This is a genomic window from Skermanella rosea, from assembly GCF_016806835.2.
Lineage (GTDB): Bacteria > Pseudomonadota > Alphaproteobacteria > Azospirillales > Azospirillaceae > Skermanella > Skermanella rosea.
In genome coordinates this window covers 4,529,152-4,545,305 of sequence record NZ_CP086111.1, presented here as the reverse complement: position 1 = coordinate 4,545,305, position 16,154 = coordinate 4,529,152, and the positions used below count along the sequence as shown (strand labels likewise).

15 protein-coding genes, 1 tRNA gene and 1 pseudogene are annotated in these 16,154 nt (G+C 67.8%); 5 read left to right on the top strand and 12 right to left on the bottom strand.

Going from position 1 to position 16,154, the window contains the following annotated elements:
- Positions 1-31: 31 nt before the first annotated feature.
- Entirely contained in the window at positions 32-613 is a 582-nt protein-coding gene (locus JL101_RS21265; RefSeq protein WP_203096459.1) for a superoxide dismutase family protein, read from the bottom strand.
- Positions 614-829: 216 nt separating this feature from the next.
- Here JL101_RS21265 and JL101_RS21260 point away from each other — a divergent pair, with 216 nt between their 5' ends.
- Together JL101_RS21260 and JL101_RS21255 are read left to right on the top strand one after the other, a co-directional pair.
- Positions 830-1,336, top strand: coding sequence for a DUF4405 domain-containing protein (locus JL101_RS21260; RefSeq protein WP_203096460.1), 507 nt, complete (start codon positions 830-832; stop codon positions 1,334-1,336).
- Between the two features lie 155 nt (positions 1,337-1,491).
- Positions 1,492-3,306: an extracellular solute-binding protein gene (locus tag JL101_RS21255; RefSeq protein ID WP_203096461.1), complete on the top strand. Its 1,815-nt coding sequence runs from the start codon at positions 1,492-1,494 to the stop codon at positions 3,304-3,306.
- 20 nt (positions 3,307-3,326) lie between these two features.
- Here JL101_RS21255 and JL101_RS21250 read toward each other — a convergent pair whose 3' ends face one another.
- The 6 genes from JL101_RS21250 to JL101_RS21225 all read right to left on the bottom strand — a co-directional run bounded on the left by JL101_RS21250 (position 3,327) and on the right by JL101_RS21225 (position 9,698).
- Entirely contained in the window at positions 3,327-4,190 is an 864-nt protein-coding gene (locus tag JL101_RS21250; RefSeq protein WP_203096462.1) for a universal stress protein, read from the bottom strand.
- A gap of 22 nt (positions 4,191-4,212) precedes the next feature.
- Positions 4,213-5,700, bottom strand: coding sequence for a SulP family inorganic anion transporter (locus JL101_RS21245; protein ID WP_203096463.1), 1,488 nt, complete (start codon positions 5,698-5,700; stop codon positions 4,213-4,215).
- Positions 5,701-5,936: 236 nt separating this feature from the next.
- Positions 5,937-6,605: a peptide-methionine (S)-S-oxide reductase MsrA gene (gene msrA, locus JL101_RS21240; protein WP_203096464.1), complete on the bottom strand. Its 669-nt coding sequence runs from the start codon at positions 6,603-6,605 to the stop codon at positions 5,937-5,939.
- A gap of 137 nt (positions 6,606-6,742) precedes the next feature.
- Positions 6,743-7,942, bottom strand: a complete 1,200-nt coding sequence (locus tag JL101_RS21235) for a CaiB/BaiF CoA transferase family protein (RefSeq protein ID WP_203096465.1) — start codon at positions 7,940-7,942, stop codon at positions 6,743-6,745.
- The gene (locus tag JL101_RS21230; RefSeq protein ID WP_203096466.1) at positions 7,939-8,796 is read right to left on the bottom strand and encodes an FAS1-like dehydratase domain-containing protein; all 858 of its coding nucleotides are present in this window, start codon (positions 8,794-8,796) and stop codon (positions 7,939-7,941) included. The genes JL101_RS21235 and JL101_RS21230 overlap by 4 nt, the downstream gene beginning before the upstream one ends.
- A gap of 50 nt (positions 8,797-8,846) precedes the next feature.
- A complete protein-coding gene (locus JL101_RS21225; protein WP_203096467.1) occupies positions 8,847-9,698 on the bottom strand; it encodes a MurR/RpiR family transcriptional regulator in 852 nt (283 codons plus the stop codon).
- 122 nt (positions 9,699-9,820) lie between these two features.
- Between JL101_RS21225 and JL101_RS21220 the strand changes: the two genes are divergently transcribed.
- Positions 9,821-10,582 (top strand): aspartate/glutamate racemase family protein, encoded by a 762-nt coding sequence (locus tag JL101_RS21220; protein WP_203096468.1) that lies wholly within the window; start codon positions 9,821-9,823, stop codon positions 10,580-10,582.
- A gap of 28 nt (positions 10,583-10,610) precedes the next feature.
- Here the strand turns inward: JL101_RS21220 and JL101_RS21215 are convergent, their stop codons facing one another.
- Positions 10,611-11,495, bottom strand: coding sequence for an N-formylglutamate amidohydrolase (locus tag JL101_RS21215; protein WP_203096469.1), 885 nt, complete (start codon positions 11,493-11,495; stop codon positions 10,611-10,613).
- A gap of 190 nt (positions 11,496-11,685) precedes the next feature.
- Here JL101_RS21215 and JL101_RS21210 point away from each other — a divergent pair.
- Positions 11,686-11,760: transfer RNA gene (locus JL101_RS21210), tRNA-Val, on the top strand.
- A gap of 302 nt (positions 11,761-12,062) precedes the next feature.
- Positions 12,063-12,167 (top strand): annotated as a pseudogene (locus tag JL101_RS36915) (hypothetical protein); the annotation flags it as partial.
- A 151-nt stretch (positions 12,168-12,318) separates the two neighbouring features.
- Here JL101_RS36915 and JL101_RS21200 read toward each other — a convergent pair.
- From JL101_RS21200 to JL101_RS21185, 4 genes are all read right to left on the bottom strand, one after another.
- Positions 12,319-13,725 (bottom strand): amidase, encoded by a 1,407-nt coding sequence (locus tag JL101_RS21200; RefSeq protein WP_228435043.1) that lies wholly within the window; start codon positions 13,723-13,725, stop codon positions 12,319-12,321.
- Between the two features lie 75 nt (positions 13,726-13,800).
- Positions 13,801-15,198, bottom strand: coding sequence for an amidase (locus JL101_RS21195; RefSeq protein ID WP_203096470.1), 1,398 nt, complete (start codon positions 15,196-15,198; stop codon positions 13,801-13,803).
- A complete protein-coding gene (locus JL101_RS21190) occupies positions 15,198-15,371 on the bottom strand; it encodes a hypothetical protein (protein WP_203096471.1) in 174 nt (57 codons plus the stop codon). The genes JL101_RS21195 and JL101_RS21190 overlap by 1 nt, the downstream gene beginning before the upstream one ends.
- 23 nt (positions 15,372-15,394) lie before the next feature.
- Positions 15,395-16,138 carry a DUF1028 domain-containing protein gene (locus tag JL101_RS21185; protein WP_203096472.1) on the bottom strand — a complete coding sequence of 248 codons (744 nt, stop codon included), beginning with the start codon at positions 16,136-16,138 and terminating at the stop codon, positions 15,395-15,397.
- Positions 16,139-16,154: the final 16 nt, after the last annotated feature.

The window sequence follows — 16,154 nt, the reverse complement described above, 5'->3', positions numbered from 1 at the left end:
GACGGTCCGATCCTCCCCAGGGGGCTTGCGCCTAGCGGGAGGCCGTCTGGGCGATGACGCCGCAGGCGACCCGGTCTCCGGAACTGCCGGCCGGATTGGTCGTATAGTCGTCGGGCGTCGCATGGATGAGGATCGAGGTACCGCCCGGCTTGACCAGGCTGTTGGATCCCTCGCGGAACGTCACCGCGTCGGTCACGATATCGGCCTGGGCAGCACCGTCCGACGCGACCCAGATGTTGGGCAGGTCGCCGGCGTGGATGCCGCGCGGGGACAGGACACCGTGCTCGTGGTTGGTCGGGTTGAAGTGGCCGCCGGCCGACTGGAAGTTCGGCGGTTCGCAGGCCCCGTTCTGGTGGATGTGGAATCCGTGCATGCCCGGGGCAAGGCCGCTGCCGGGATCGATCCGCGCCTGGATCAGCACGCCATTCGGGGTCTCGACGAAGGCGACGGTGCCGATCGCCTTGTCCTGGGCGTTCTTGAGCGTCGCGGTGCCGAGGGCGGGAGTGGTCGGGTTCGGAGGCGTCGTCTGCTGTTGGGCCGCTGCGGGAAGGGCCAGTGCCGATGCAGCCAGCGCGGTGGCGAAGACGGCGGATTTGCGGAAGCTGCTGATCATCTCTACCTCGTTTCGTGATCCGAAGGTGTCCCAAGGCCAACCTCCGGGCGCGGCGGATGTTCCCAATTTCGTGGGCCGGAAGGGGCGGGAGACCGGATCGGATTCGGCGTCGTTACATTCCGTTACAAGCCTGTTCCGTCCGGGACATACTGCGGTTACGCTGCAGCGCTACACCTGAGTGGATTTGAATGATCGTCCACCGAGGTGGTTTCCCCCATGTTCCCAAAAGCTGGAATCCCGATCCGGGATGTCGTCACCCCCGTCACGTTCGTTGCTTTCATCGTCTCGACGATCACGGGGATCATGCTTCTGCTCCACTGGAAAGCCGGTCTCGTCAGATTCTCTCATGAATGGTTGAGCCTCGCATTCTCTGCCGTGGCGATATGGCACCTCGCGAGAAACTGGAGGCCCTTCACCGCGTACCTGAGGCGCAATACGGCTCTCGCCGTTCTATCCACAAGCCTCGTCGCAAGCATCGTCTTTACCGGGATTACGGGCGATACCTCGAATGCGAGTCCCGGTGCCGTATTCCGTGCCCTGTCCGGTGCCACGCTGGAGTCCGCCGCTCCGGCATTCGGAATGACTCCGAGCGATGCCGTCGCCAGACTGAAGTCTGCGAATATCGAAGTCTCGGGCAGCGAAACCTTGGGCGAGATCGGTGCCCGCACGGGCATCGGTCCGGCAGCGGTCGCCACGATTCTCGCGACGCAAGCACGTCGTTGAATGGCTCAGCCCCAGGACATGAGGTGATCTCCGCTGCGGCATCACCGTGCAAACCGCCTGCATCCATCCCTCCCGCCCGCGTGTTTCCTGAGGCGACGGCTTGACTCGGGAAAGGTCAGACATGACGGGATCCGCTTTCAGCAATGGGAATGCCGATGACTAGGCTTGGTACATCGTTCCTCGTCCTCGTTTCATGGCTGCTGACGCTTCCGGCGGGGATGGCGGTGCTCGCGGCGGACGATCCGCCACGGCACGGTCTGGCAATGTACGGTGAGCCGAAATATCCTCCGGGTTTCGATCATTTCGACTATGTCAACCCGGATGCTCCGAACGGCGGTTCCGTGGTGCTGTCGGCGCTCGGCGGGTTCGACACGCTCAATCCCTTCACGATCCGGGGCGTGGCGGCGGCCGGCATCGCCAACACCTTCGACACGCTGATGGTGGAGTCGCTGGACGAGCCGTTCACCCAGTATCCGCTCGTCGCCGAAAGCATCGAGCTGCCGGAAGACCGCGCTTGGGTCGCCTTCACCCTGCGGCCCGAAGCCCGGTTCCACGACGGCCAGCCGATCGGGGTGGAGGACGTCATCTTCACCTTCGACACGTTGCGCGAGGCCCACCCGTTCTACCGGGCCTACTATGCCAATGTCGCGAAGGTCGAGCGGACGGGGGAGCGGACGGTCAGGTTCACCTTCGCGCCGGGCGACAACCGGGAACTGCCCCTGATCCTGGGGCAGCTTCCGGTCCTGCCGAAGCACTATTGGGAGGGCCGGACCTTCGACCAAACGACGCTGGATCCGCCGCTCGGCAGCGGCCCCTACAGGATAGCGCGCGTCGACCCCGGCCGCTCGATCACCTACGAGCGGGTGCCGGACTACTGGGGCAAGGACCTGGCGGTCAATGTCGGCCGGTTCAACTTCGGCACCATGCGCTACGACTATTATCTCGACCCGACCGTGGCGCTCCAGGCCTTCAACGGCGGGCTGGTGGATTTCCGGGTCGAGAACGTCGCCAAGAACTGGGCGACCGCTTATGACAGGCAGGCGGTCGAGGCCGGCAGGATCAGAAAGGAGGAGATCGACGTCGAGACGCCGGCGGGCATGCAGGGCTTCGTGTTCAACACGCGCCGGCCGGTCTTCGCCGATCCCCGGGTGCGCTACGCGATCGCCCACGCCTTCGATTTCGAATGGGCGAACTCGGTGCTGTTCTACGGCGCCTATCAGCGCGCCGACAGCTACTTCGAGAACTCCGACCTGGAGGCGGAGGGCCTGCCCGGCGAGGCGGAGATGAAGCTCCTGGAACCGCTGCGCGGCAACATCCCGGACGAGGTCTTCACGGAACGATACAGCCCGCCGTCCGCCGGAAGCCGGACCGCCGTGCGCGAGAACCTGCTGAAGGCCCGCGAGCTTCTGGAGGAGGCCGGTTGGGTGATCCGGGACGGTCGCCGGGTCAATGCGGAGACCGGACAGCCGCTGGAGTTCACGATCCTCCTCAACAGCCCCTCGATGGAGCGGGTGGCGCTGCCGTTCGTCGCGAACCTGCGCCGGCTGGGGATCGACGCCCGCGTGCGGACCGTGGACACCGCCCAATACCAGAACCGGATCAGCGACTTCGATTTCGACATGACCACCGCCGTCTGGGGGCAGTCGCTGTCGCCGGGCAACGAGCAGCGCGACTTCTGGACTTCGGCCGCGGCCGACCGGCCGGGCAGCCGCAACTATGCCGGCATCCGGAGCGAGGCGGTGGATCAACTCGTCGATCTGCTGATCGCGGCGGATACCCGCGAGGACCTGCGCGCCCGCGCCGCGGCGCTGGACCGGGTGCTGCTGTGGGGGCACTACGTCATCCCGCACTGGTATGCCGGCGCGGTGCGCGTCGCCTACTGGGACAAGCTGGAGCATCCCCGCGACCTGCCGCCCTACGGTATCGCGTTCGACGCCTGGTGGGTCGAGGGCGCTTCCGCGGGCAGGTGACGGGCCAGAGCTCGCCGGACTTACCGGAACAGGAGCACGGGGATCCGGCAGTCGCGGATCATCTCGGTGGTCGTGCTGCCGATGATCAGGTTGCGGATGCGGGAGTGGCCGTAGGCGCCCATGACCAGCAGGCCGATGCCGTCGGACGCCACCGTGCCGGTGATGACCGCTTCCGGCTCGCCCTGGACGATTCGGCACGCGGCCTTGAGCCCGGCGGATGACAGTTCCTCCTCGGCCCAGGCGAGCGCCTTGGTCACCTCGGCGTCGCCGGGCCGGTCGGAGGCGAGTACCAGGTGGATGTCCAGATCCTTGAAGCCGGGAGAGTTCGCCAGGAAGCTGACGGCGCGACGGGCGTTTCTGCCGCCGTCATAGGCGATCAGGACGCGTTCGATCGGCTTGAAGGCGCGGGCGGCCACCAGACAGGGGCGATCGATCGCGCGGACGACCCGCTCCAGGTTCGACCCCAGGTGGCCTGATGCGAAATCGACGCCTTCGCCGCGCTTGCCCATGACGATCAGGTCGGCCTTGGCCGACAGGTCCTGGACCGCGTCGACCACGGCGCCGTTGCGCAGGCTTGCCGTCGTGTTCGCGACGCCGGCCTCCTTCAGGATCGAGCGGCCCTCGTCGAGGAGGTGGCGGCCGATCCGCTGGGCTGTCCGGGAACGCGCATGGTCCTGGTCGACCATCTCGCTCATCAGGTGGTCCAGTGTCTCTATGCCGATGTTGCCGCTGAGGTCCTGGCGCCCGGCCGGGGCGCGCTCCCGGATATCCACCACGTGCAGGAGATCGACCGACGCTTCCAGGCGGCTGGCGAACCAGGCGGCGTGCTCGCAGACGCTGCGGGCATAGACCGATCCGTCCAGGCAGAGCAGGATGCGTTTCATGGCTGGTTTCCTCCGGTTCTTCTCAGTGACCGCCGACCTGCTGCGCTGCTTCCGGCTTGTCGTGGGCGCCCAGGCGGTCGAGCAGCGTGCTGCTGGGCTGGTTCAGCCCGATCAGCTCTACGTCGGCGCCTTCCCGGCGGAACCGCAGCACGACCTTGTCGACGGCGCCGACCGCGGTGTAGTCCCACAGGTGGGCGCCGGTCAGGTCGATTTCGACGCGTTCGAGGCTTTCCTGGAAATCGAACCGGGCGATGAAATCGTCGGCCGAGGCGAAGAAGAGTTGGCCGTAGACCTTGTAGGTCCGGGAGCGGCCATCCTGCGCCAGGGTGCTTTCGACCGCGACGAAGTGGGCGACCTTGCGGGCGAAGAACAGGGCGCTGAGCAGGACCCCGGCCAGGACTCCCTTCGACAGGTCGTGGGTGAAGACGGTGGTGAGGGTCGTGGCGATCATCACGATCGAGGAACTGACCGGCATGGTGCGCAGCTGACGGAGCGAGCCCCAGTTGAAGGTGCCGATCGACACCATGATCATGACGGCCGCCAGGGCCGCCATGGGGATCCGGACGACCCAGTCCTGGAGCACCAGGATCAGGAACAGCAGGACGGTACCGGCAATGAAGCTCGACAGCCTGCCGCGCCCGCCGGACTTCACGTTGATGACGGACTGGCCGATCATGGCGCAGCCCGCCATGCCACCGAACAGGCCCGACGCGATGTTGGCGATACCTTGCCCGCGGGTCTCGGTGTTCTTGTCACTTTGAGTGTCGGTCAGGTCGTCGACGATCGACGCGGTCAGCAGCGACTCCAGCAAACCCACGACGGTAAGGGTGACGGCGACCGGGAGGATGATGCCGAAGGTCTCGAGGTTCAGCGGAACGTTCGGGATCAGGAAGGCGGGGAATGCGCTGGGCAGCTCCCCCATGTCGCCGACCGTCCGCACGTCGGCGCCGGTCAGGATCGCGACTGCGGTCAGGGCCACGATCGCGACCAGGGGCGATGGCACCGCGGTGGTGACCAGCGGCAGCAGGTAGATGATGCCCAGCCCGGCCGCGACGATGGCGTACATCTGCCAGTTGGCGCCGGCGAATTCCGGTAATTGGGCCATGAAGATCAGGATCGCCAGGGCGTTGACGAAGCCGGTCATGACCGAGCGCGAGACGAACCGCATGTAGCGGCCCAGCTTGAGCAGACCGACGGCGATCTGAAGGACGCCGGTCAGCAGGGTGGTGGCGAACAGGTAATCGAGCCCATGATCCTTGACCAGGTCGATCATCAGGAGGGCCATGGCGCCGGTGGCGGCGGAGATCATGCCCGGCCGTCCGCCGACGATGGAAATGGTGACCGCGATGACGAAGGAGGCGTAGAGGCCGACCTTAGGGTCGACGCCCGCGATGATCGAGAAGGCAATCGCTTCGGGAATAAGGGCAAGTGCGACGACGATGCCGGCGAGCACGTCGCCTCGCACGTTGCCGAACCACTCCGAACGGAGTCTGGCAGTATCGAGGGTCATTGAAACCTGAAAGGAAATGGGGCCGCATCTCCGACGAAGTCAGGGCGACCTATGAATGGAAGGCACGATGAAAGCTGCGGCTGCCTGTCCAGGCAGGCGCCGGGCAAAACGGCTGAAGATCCCGGGGATCAGGGCGGCGTATTGCGATGCAGCATGGTCGTTGTGTACCACCGACGCGTCCGCAACGCAATGGCCGCCCTCCCGAGGGCTGTATTGCGCTATCCGGTCCGGGCCTGTCAGCTCTGGGGAGCGTCGGCCGGCGGCCATTTGCCGGCGGCGTCGCCCCACAGATCCGCCAAGCGGGCATCGCGGCCGCAGCGGTACCGGTAGAAGCTGTATTTCAGATTGTTGGTGTTGTGGAAGTCCTGATGATAGTCCTCGGCCGGGGTGAAGGATTTCGGGTCGAGCGGGATCACCGGCGTCACCACCGGCCTGCCGAGCAGCTTTTCGATCCCGGCCTTGCTATCCTCCGCCAGCTTCCGCTGTTCCGGAGAGGAAACGAAGATCGCGGTCCGGTAGCTGTCTCCCCGGTCGCAGAACTGGCCGCCGGCATCGGTCGGATTGACGGTCCGCCAGAAATAGGCGATGAGCTGGCCGAAGCTGACCTTGGCCGGGTCGTAGGTGATGCGGACCACCTCCAGATGCCCGGTGCCGCCGGCGGAAACCGCCTTGTAGGTCGGGTTCGGCGTGTGGCCGCCGGCGTATCCGGAGACTGTCTCGACGACGCCGGGAACCTTGTCGAAGTCGGATTCGACGCACCAGAAGCAGCCGCCAGCGAGGATGACGCTCTCGATCGCCGCCGGGGGCGTATCCTGGGCGGCGCTCGCGGCGGTCGCTCCCAGCAGGAGCCCGAGGGCCAGCGCCAGCCGGCGCCCGATGGGCGGCATGGTGAACTTGGTCTTCATGGCGCTTCCTCCGCATGGGTGGTTCGTACGACCTTGATCTGGCTCGCCGTGCCGGCCGGCGCCAGTCACGGTCGGGTGCCGCCCGGTCACATGCCCGTGAGGGAGCCGCCGGACCGCCCCGTTCGGATCACTCCCGTTCAGATCACCTTGGCGGCGCGCAGCCGGTCGATCCGGTCGGCGGTATAGCCGAGCGCCGCCAGGATGGCGTCGGTGTGCTGGCCGAGCGCCGGGACGGGGTCCATGCGGGCGTCGCCGTCGCCGGGAAATCCCGGCGGCAGCAGCGCCGGTATAGTCCCCTGTTCCGACCCGACTTCCCGCCAGCGGTTGCGGGCGGCCAGCTGCGGGTGGTTCCAGACCTCGGCCATGTCGTTGACGCGGCCGTTGGCGATGCGGGCCTCCTCCAGCCGGGCGATCACCTGCTCGGCGGTCAGGGTGGAAAAGGTTTCGGCGATGATGCGGCCGAGGTCGTCGCGCGCCGCGTGGCGCCGGGAGTTGCTGGAGAAGCGCTCGTCGGCCGCCAACTCGGGCCGCCGCAGCACCACGTCGCAGAAGGCTGTCCATTCCCGCTCGTTCTGCAATCCCAGCAGGACCGTGCGGCCGTCGCCCGCCGGGAACGGGCCGTAGGGGTAGATGGTGGCGTGGCTGGCGCCGGCCCGCGCCGGCGGGGGCGCGCCGTCATGGGCGTAATAGAGCGGGTAGCCCATCCACTCCACCAGCGACTCCAGCATGGAGATGTCGATGTGCCGGCCCTGGCCCGTGTTCGCCCGGTGGAACAGGGCCGCCAGGATGCTGGAATAGGCGTACATCCCGGCGGCGATGTCCGCCACCGAGGCGCCCGCCTTGGACGGCGTGTCGGGGGTGCCGGTGACCGAGAGGAAACCCGCCTCGCCTTGGATCAGCAGGTCGTAGGCCTTGCGGTCGCGGTAGGGGCCGTCGTTGCCGTAGCCGGAGATGTCGCACACGATGATGCCGGGCTTCTCCGCCGCCAAGGCATCGTAGGAGAGGCCGAGGCGGGACGCCGCCCCGGGGGCCAGGTTCTGGACCACGACGTCGGCCTGCTCCCGGATCAGGCGCTTCAGGATCCCTTGCGCCTCCGCGTCCTTGAGGTCGAGGGTCAGGCTTTCCTTGGAGCGGTTGGTCCAGACGAAATGGGACGCCAGACCCTTGACCCGCTCGTCGTAGCCGCGGGCGAAATCCCCGACGCCCGGCCGCTCCACCTTGATCACCCGGGCGCCGAGGTCGGCGAGCTGGCGGGTCGCGAAGGGGGCGGCGATGGCGTGCTCCAGGGTGACGACCGTGATCCCGGCGAGGGGGCGGAGGAGGGAACCGGTGCTCATCGGATCACCGCCGTCGCTTCCATGGTGAGCCAGCCTTCGTGGTCCCTGGCCCAGAGATGGAACGTCCTGCCGTCCGGTTCCGGCCTGCCGCACACGAAGAAGGGATTGATGTCGAAGGTCGGGCGGACCGCGCGGAACTCGTACCGGGCGACTTCCGCGTCGGGGAGGCGGTGGCGCAACTGGTCGAGCAGCAGGGTGGCGATCAGCGGCCCGTGGACGACCAGGCCGGGATAGCCCTCGGCCTCGGTGACGTAGCGGCGGTCGTAATGGATGCGGTGGCCGTTGAAGGTCAGCGCGGAGTAGCGGAACAGCAGGACGTCGTCGGGCCGCCACTCCCGCTCCCAGGCGGCATCGGACGGCGCCTCCCGGGGGGGAGGGGCGGAGTCGCCGGGTTTCGGCGCCTCGCGGTAGACGATGTCGTGGAATTCGGTGATCGCCGGATCGGAAGGAGCATCGGCGGAGCCGGCCGTGCCGATCTCGTGCCGCACCTTCACGAAGACCAGGGGACCGGTGCGGCCGGATTTCTCCGTCACGTCCTGGATGGTGGAGACCCGGGTCACGTGGTCGCCGATGCGGACCGGCCGGTGGAACTCGAACCGGCTGCCGGCCCACATGCGCCGCGGCAGCGGCACCGGGGGGAGGAAGCCGCCCCGCCTGGCGTGCCCGTCGGGGCCGATCTCGGACTGGCGGTGCAGCGGCAGGAAATAGAGCCAGTGCCACAGGGCGGGCAGGGGAGTGCCGTCGGGCGGCCGGTCGGCCGGCCGGTCGAGCGTGGCGGACAGGGCGGCGTAGGGAGTCGCGGTCACGGTGTCGGACACCGTCTCGCTCCGGCCGATCCAGTCGCTGAAATCCATGTCGAAGTCCCCTTGGTGCTGTCCGAAGTCCCTTCCGGCCGGTGCCCGGATCAGAACTCGTCCAGGTTCTCGTGCATTTCCTCGATGGAGGACAAGCGTTTTCGGCCTTCGGCGCCGGTCCTGGCGATCACCTGGTTCGCCAGGATATGGCAGAGCGCCAGCACCGAGACGTGGTTGTCCAGCGGCCCGTGGGAGCGGGTGTCGCAGCGCAGGAGCCAGGTCGCTCCCGGATCGGCGGTCATCCCGTGGTCGGCGACATAGGCGACGCGGGCGCCGATGCGGTGGGCGGCCGTGACGATGCGGCCGATTTCCGGCACGCGGCGGCGCAGGCCGAAGACGATAACGATGTCGTCGGGCGCGAAGCCGGCCAGATACTCGCCCAGCGTCTCGCCGGCCGCCGGCAGCAGCCGCACGCCGTCGCGTACCTGGATGAACTGCCAGCGCAGGTATCCAGCGAGGAAATAGCTGTTGCGGAACCCGACCAGCCAGACCTGCCGGGCCGATGCGACGGCGCCGGCGAGGTCGTCGATCACGGCCGGGTCGATCTGCTGGAAGGTGCCGGCGATATTGTCCGCGCAGGTCTTCAGGTGCGCCTGGACGAAATCGGGCCCGGAGCCCGGCTGCTCCTGGTTCAGCAGGTAGAGCGGCGAGCCCCAGGATTTCGCCTCCCGCGCCAGTACCCGCAATTCCTCGTAATTGCGGAAGCCCAGGCGCTGGACGAAGCGGCTGACCGCCGCGTTGGACGAGTTGGCAAGGCGCGCCAGTTCGGACGCGGAATAGCTGGCGATGTCGCCGGGATATTCGAGCATCAGGTCGGCCAGCCGCCGGTCGGTCGGAGACAGGTCGCCGTAGCAGGAGCGGATCCGTGCGGACAGCGACTGGGGGACGCTTTGGGCTTCCATCCCCCGAAGGTACCGGTATGAAAATCCATTTTCACTAGGAAGGCATTCGTTGACCTGAATTTCAAGGGCGCCGAGGATGCGCGTCGAACGGAACCAGTTGCAACCGACCCTGGAGGCCCGCCATGCGGATCAAGGTGATCAATCCCAACACGACGGCCGGCATGACGGCGAAGATCGGCGAGGCGGCGCGCGCGATCGCCGCGCCGGGAACGGAGATCGTCGCGGTCAACCCCGCCGCCGGCCCGGTATCGATCGAGGGCCATTACGACGAGGCCGTCAGCGTCCTGGGCGTCCTGGAGGAGGTCAGGAAGGGCGAGGCCGAGGGGTGCGACGGCTATGTCATCGCCTGCTTCGGGGACCCCGGCCTGCTCGCCGCCCGCGAGGTCGCGACCGGGCCGGTGGTCGGCATCGCGGAGGCCGCGATGCATGCGGCGAGCTTCATCTCGACCGGGTTCTCCATCGTGACGACGCTGACCCGGACCTGCGTCATCGCCGAGCATCTGGTCGAGCGCTACGGCATGCACCATGCCTGCCGCAAGGTGCGCGGCACCGACATTCCCGTGCTCGACCTGGAAGGCACCGGGGAGGAAGCCGGGGAGGGCGGCGGCCCGGTGTTCCGGGCGATCGTCGCGGAGTGCAGGCGGGCCGCGGCCGAGGACCGCTGCGGCGCCATCGTCCTGGGCTGCGCCGGCATGGCCGACCTGGTGGCCAGGGTCCAGCGCGAGGTCGGCCTGCCGGTGATCGACGGCGTGGCCGCGGCGGTCGTCCAGGTCGAGGGCCTGGTCAGGCTCGGCCTGGGAACCAGCAAGCACGGCGATCTCGCCTGGCCGCTGCCCAAGACCTATACGGGGGACCTCGCCCGCTTCGCCCCGGCGGCGAGGTAGGCGGGCGGCCGGGCCGCGGTCCCGTCGGTCAGTCGGCCCTCGGGATGCGGACCTTGGCGAGGATGTCGACCAGCCGCTCCATATGGTCGGACAAGGTCGCGATGTAGGGTTTCCGCGTGATCGTGCGCTCGTCCATGTAGAGCGACCGGTTGATCTCGACCTGGAGCGCATGGATCCCCATGCGCGGCCGCCCGTAATGCCGGGTGGTGAAGCCGCCGGCATAGGGAGTGTTGCGGTTGACGACGTAGCCATGGGCGCGGAGCGCGCGTTCGGCGGTCTCGATCAGCAGCGGCGTGCAGGAACTGCCGTAGCAGTCGCCCAGGACGAAATCCACCTTGGACCGGCCCGACGGAGCGTCGGTCGGCACGCCGGTGGAAGGCATGGAATGGCAGTCGACCAGCACGCAATAGCCGAAGCGCTGGCGGGTCTGGTCGATCAGGCGTTTCAGCGCCGCGTGGTAGGGATGATAGAACCGGTTGACCCGGCCCAGCGCTTCGGCGAAGCGCAGCTTGCCGCGATAGATCTCCTCCCCGTTCGCGACCACCTTCGCGATGGTTCCCAGGCCGGCGGCGACGCGGGGCGAGCGGGTGTTGACGTAGGCCGGAAGGGCGTCGGCGAACATCTCAGGGTCCAGTTCGAACGCCTCCCGGTTGGCATCCAGGAAGGCACGGGGGAACAGCGCCCGGATCAGCGGCGCCCCGAGCAGCGGGGCGGCGAGGAAGATCTCGTCGACGAAGCTGTCCTCCGACTTGCGGAGCGCGAAACCGTCAAGCCGGGAGGCCGCCAGGAATTCGGGCAGGTACAAGGCACCGCTGTGCGGCGAAGCCAGCACCAGCGGGAGCGTCTGGACCGGTGGTTCCAGGATTTCGAAAACCTGGGCCCGGTCCGCATCGGCGTCGAAGTGGCGATCCATGGTCAATCTTGTGTAGCCGAATCAGACGGTTCTGTCATCTGGTGATGGTGAGGGCCGGGGCGGGGCAGGCCGGACTGTCCGCGGGATGAAGCTTTTTGCGTTTTGATGAACGAGAGGGCTTGCGGGGCCGTCCGCGGTTTGCTAATCACCGCTTCACCGCAGCGGGGCACTGCCTCGCAGGCAAAAAGATGGGCGCGTAGCTCAGCGGGAGAGCACTACGTTGACATCGTAGGGGTCACAGGTTCAATCCCTGTCGCGCCCACCATCTTTTCAATTGATTTAGCGGATCTTTCCGGATTGGATCGGGTCGGGTGGCAAGCAAAAGCTTCCGCTCGCCCGCGTTGTTGGGTCTGGGTACATCATTTCAAGCGTGCCAAAGTTGCGTCGAAAGAGTAATTGGCGGTTCGCATGGGCTCTTTGGCTGAGTCGTAAGCGGCTTCAGCCGGACGTGCTGCTCGCCATGCCGCACCAGCCATCCGGTGAAGGGTGCCGAGCGACAGGGCCAGATCATGCTGCCGGAAGGCGGCTTGGGAGTACCCGGTGCATTTCGGCCTGGTCGGCCTGGTGATGGTGGTGAACCTGACGATCGGCGGCGTGACGCCGCCGATCGGAACCTCGATGTACACGATCTGCTCGATACCCAATGTCCGCTTGCAGCGTTTCACCGTCGAGGGGATGCCTTTCATCCTCGCGCTGGTCGCCGAGCCGATGCTGATCAGCTTCTTCCCCCGGATCGTCCTGGTCCCGCCCGACGCACCGATGGGATGGAATCCCGTATCGGGCAACCATGGCCTGCTACCCCATCGTGGCGCCGTCGGAAGCGTCAGGCAAGATCCGGAGGGCGGCGAACATGCCAGTCGGTCACCGACTGGTACGCGTGACCGGCCCGGACCAGCAGGTCCTCGCGGACATGCCTGCCGACGAGTTGCATGCTCAGGGGCATCCCCATGCGGTCGATCCCGTTGGGCAGCGTGATCGTCGGGCTGCCGGAGAAATCGAACGGTGCGGTGAAGCGGAGGATCCCGTTCAGGACGCCGGGATCTTCGCCGTACTCGCTCATCCTTTCCAGGCTCGGGACGGGCATGGGCATGGTGGGCACCAGGAGCAGGTCGATATCCCGGAACATCGCCGCGAGGCCGCCCGAGAACTTGAGCCGCTCGTGGTTGATCTCCCCCACCTCGACTCCGGTGAGCGAGCGCCCCTGGTCGATCAGGGCGGCGAGATCCGGCCCGTATTCCGAGGCGCGCGCCGGATACGTATGATCGTGGGCGATCGCCGTCTCGACCGAGCACAGGGGGATCCACATGCCGACCAGTTTCTCGAAGGGGGGAAACCCGACGTCGCGGATCCGGGCGCCCAGCGAGACAAGGACGCGCTCGGCTTCTTCCAGGGCGCCGACCACTTCCGGGTCTATGCCGTCGCCGGCATAGGAACGGTCGATGCCGATCGTGACGCCGCGGATGCCGTCGCCGAGCCCCGCCAGGTAGTTCGGTACCGGGTCCTGAAGCGCCGTGGGATCGTTCGGGTCGGCTCCCGCGATGACGCCGAGGATCGCCGCCGCGTCCGCGGCCGACCGGGCCATGGGACCGACATGATCCAATGAATCGGCGAGCGGGAAGACCCCGTGCCGGCTGACGCGCCCCCAGGTCGGCTTGATGCCCGTCAGGCCGCACGTCGCGGAGGGAAAGCGGATCGACCCTCCGGTGTCGGAGCCGAGCGATCCGTAGCACATCCCCGCGGCCGTCGCGACGCCGGAGCCGGTCGAGGACGAGCCCACCCAGTGCTCCGTGTTCCAGGGATTGAGCGGGGCCTGATCGTCAGGGTGATGGCTCGTATAGGCGCCCTCGGTCATCTTGAGCTTGCCGAGCAGCACCGCGCCGCCCTGTTCCAGCCGCTCGACGACCGTCGCGTCGTGGTCGGGCATGAACGCCTTGTGCAGGGTCGTGCCGCCGGCGGTCGCGCCGAACGTCGTGTAGCACAGATCCTTGATGGCGACCGGCACGCCGTGCAGCGGGCCGCGCCAGATGCCCTTGGCGATCTCGGCCTCGGCGGTCCTCGCCCTGTCCAACGCGCGGTCGGCGAGAACGGTCGCGTAGCTGTGATAGCGGCCGTCGAGATCGCCGATACGATCCAGCATCGCCCCGGTGATCTCGACCGGCGAGACCTCGCGGCGCCGGATCAGCTCCGATACCCTCGTCAGGGACTCATAGTGCAGGCTGGCGGATGTCAACGCTGTCTCCCGGCGCTCTTGTCTTCTGTTTTCCCCGGTGGCAACAGCCGGCTGGGGCGACCGTCTCCCCGCTCCTCAGAAGCACCACCGTGGCTGCACCGTCCGCTCCACCACGGCCGCGGCCCTGATCACGCTCGCCTCGTCGAATGCGGCCCCCGCGATCTGGAAGCCGATGGGAAGGCCGTTGCGGTCATAGCCGCAGGGCAGGCTGATGGCCGGCAGGCCGAGCAGGTTCCACGGGTAGGTGAACCTCCAGGAGGTTTCGAGCACGCTTTCCCGCTTGCCGTCGAGCTCGACTTCCCGCTGGCCCGAGCGCCAGGCCGTGATCGGCATCGTCGGGCCGACGACGACATCGACCTCGGCGAACACCTGGAGAAACCTCTCCGCCAGCATCGTGCGGTACCGCTCCGCCTGGAGATAATCCGGTGCGGTGACGAGCCGTCCCATCTCCACCAGCAGGCGGACGTCGTCCCGGTAGGCGGAAGTCCTGCCGGCCGCGAGGTGATGGACATGGTAGGCGGTCGAGGACGCCAGTTCGATCGCGAAGATGGCGCCCAGGCCATAGGCCAGCTCCGGAACCTGGAACTCGACCACCTCGGCGCCGTCGGAGGCGAGCCGGGAGATCGTCGCTTCGACGGCGGCGCCGACCTCGTCGTCAAGCGCCTCGAAGAAGTGGTTGCGGCAGACGCCGACGCGCAGTCCGGCGGCGCCGGCCTCGCGTGCCGGGCGGACGGCAGCATGAAGGGCGGTCGGCGGTTCGTCGGCGGAGCCGGCATCGGCGGGATCGTGTCCGGACAGGACATCGACCAGCAATGCCGCGTCGGCGACGCTGCGCGTCAGCGGACCGGCATGGTCCAGGGACCAGCTGTGGGGAACGATGCCGGACCGCCCGATCCGCCCGAAGGTCGGCTTGATGCCGACGGTGCCGCAGAGGCTTGCCGGGATGCGGATCGACCCGCCGGTGTCGGACCCGAGCGCCGCCATGGCTAATCCCGCCGTGACGGCGATCCCCGAGCCGCCGCTGGAGCCGCCGGGAACCCGGTCGGTGTCGAACGGATTGCGGGCCGGCGGTGTCTCCATGCCCCAGGCGAACTCGTGCATCCGGGTCTTGCCGAGCAGGATGGCGCCGGCCTCGCGCAGCTTGCGGACCGCCGCCCCTTCGGTGCCTGGAAACTCGATGGCGGCTTCGGTGCCCGCCCGCGTCGGCATGCCGGCGGTCAGGTAATTGTCCTTGATCGCGAGGGGAATGCCGTGGAGCGGCCCCAGGATCCTCCCCTCCTTGGCCGCGACCGCCAGGGTCCCGGCCTGGTCGAGGGCATCGGCCGCGACATGGACGAAGGCGTTCAGAACGCCGTCCTTATCCGCGATCCGGTCGAGATAGGCGGCCGTAAGCTCGACGGGGGAAAGTTCCCCGGTCCGGATCGCCCCGGCGACCTCCTCGATCGGCCGGTGCATTGCCTCTTCGATACGCATCAGGAGGCATCCTTTCTCCGCAATGGGCGGAATACGACGGCGGGGGGGTGATCGCCCAGGTCGAGGCCGCGCAGTTTGCCGATCTCGGCGGCGATCACCTTGAAGGCCTCGCGAACAGCGGCGACCCGCTCCGCCGCGACCAGGGTTTCGGGGTCAGATGCGTGTTCCTGCATGACGCTTTCTCCTCTTCCGTCGCTCATGGCTCGGCGCTCCCCCCGCCTGCCGGCCGGTCCGGCGGCGACAGCAGGAGCAGGTCCATGACCTCGGGCGGGAACGCGCTGCCGCCCTCCCGCTTCGGCATCCCGGCGATGAAGGGAAGCAGCTGCGCCTTGGCGATCTCGAAGGTCCGGCGCAGGCGGGGGATCGGGTCGGGGTCCTCGTCGACCCGCACGTCGAGCTTCGCATAGGCTTCGGCGCCGAACACGACCAGGGCGGCGGACTGGCGGCCGCGCTTGTCGCCGCCCGCCGCCTGCGCCGCCTCCAGGCAAGCCATCAAACGGTTTTCCAAGGGTTGCCCCCCGGTCTCCCGGAACGACTCGGCCATGGCGGAAAGCACCTCGCCCCCCGTCAGCATGTTGCCCTGCACCGCGAAATCCCGGCCGTTGACCTCGCCGTGCCAGGGCGTGCAATCGCCCCCTGTCCAGGACGCCGAGCCGCCGGACGCGTCCACGACCCCGACCTGGCGCAGGTTCGCCTCCGCATCCTGGGCCAGCGCTCCGTCCAGCGCGGACCGGGCGTCGCTTCCGGCCTGCATGGCGTCGAGTATGCGGACGGCCAGATAGGGGTTGACCCAGGACTGGGTGCTGACGGCCCCGACGCCGGCGCGGACGAACGGGCAGATCGAGCCGACGGCGGGAACCGCAGACGCGACCGCCACCCCGAACTCGCCCGTCGAAGCGCAGCGGGCGACGATGGAGAAGGTATTCGCCTCGATACTCATGCTTGGTTCCTCCGCA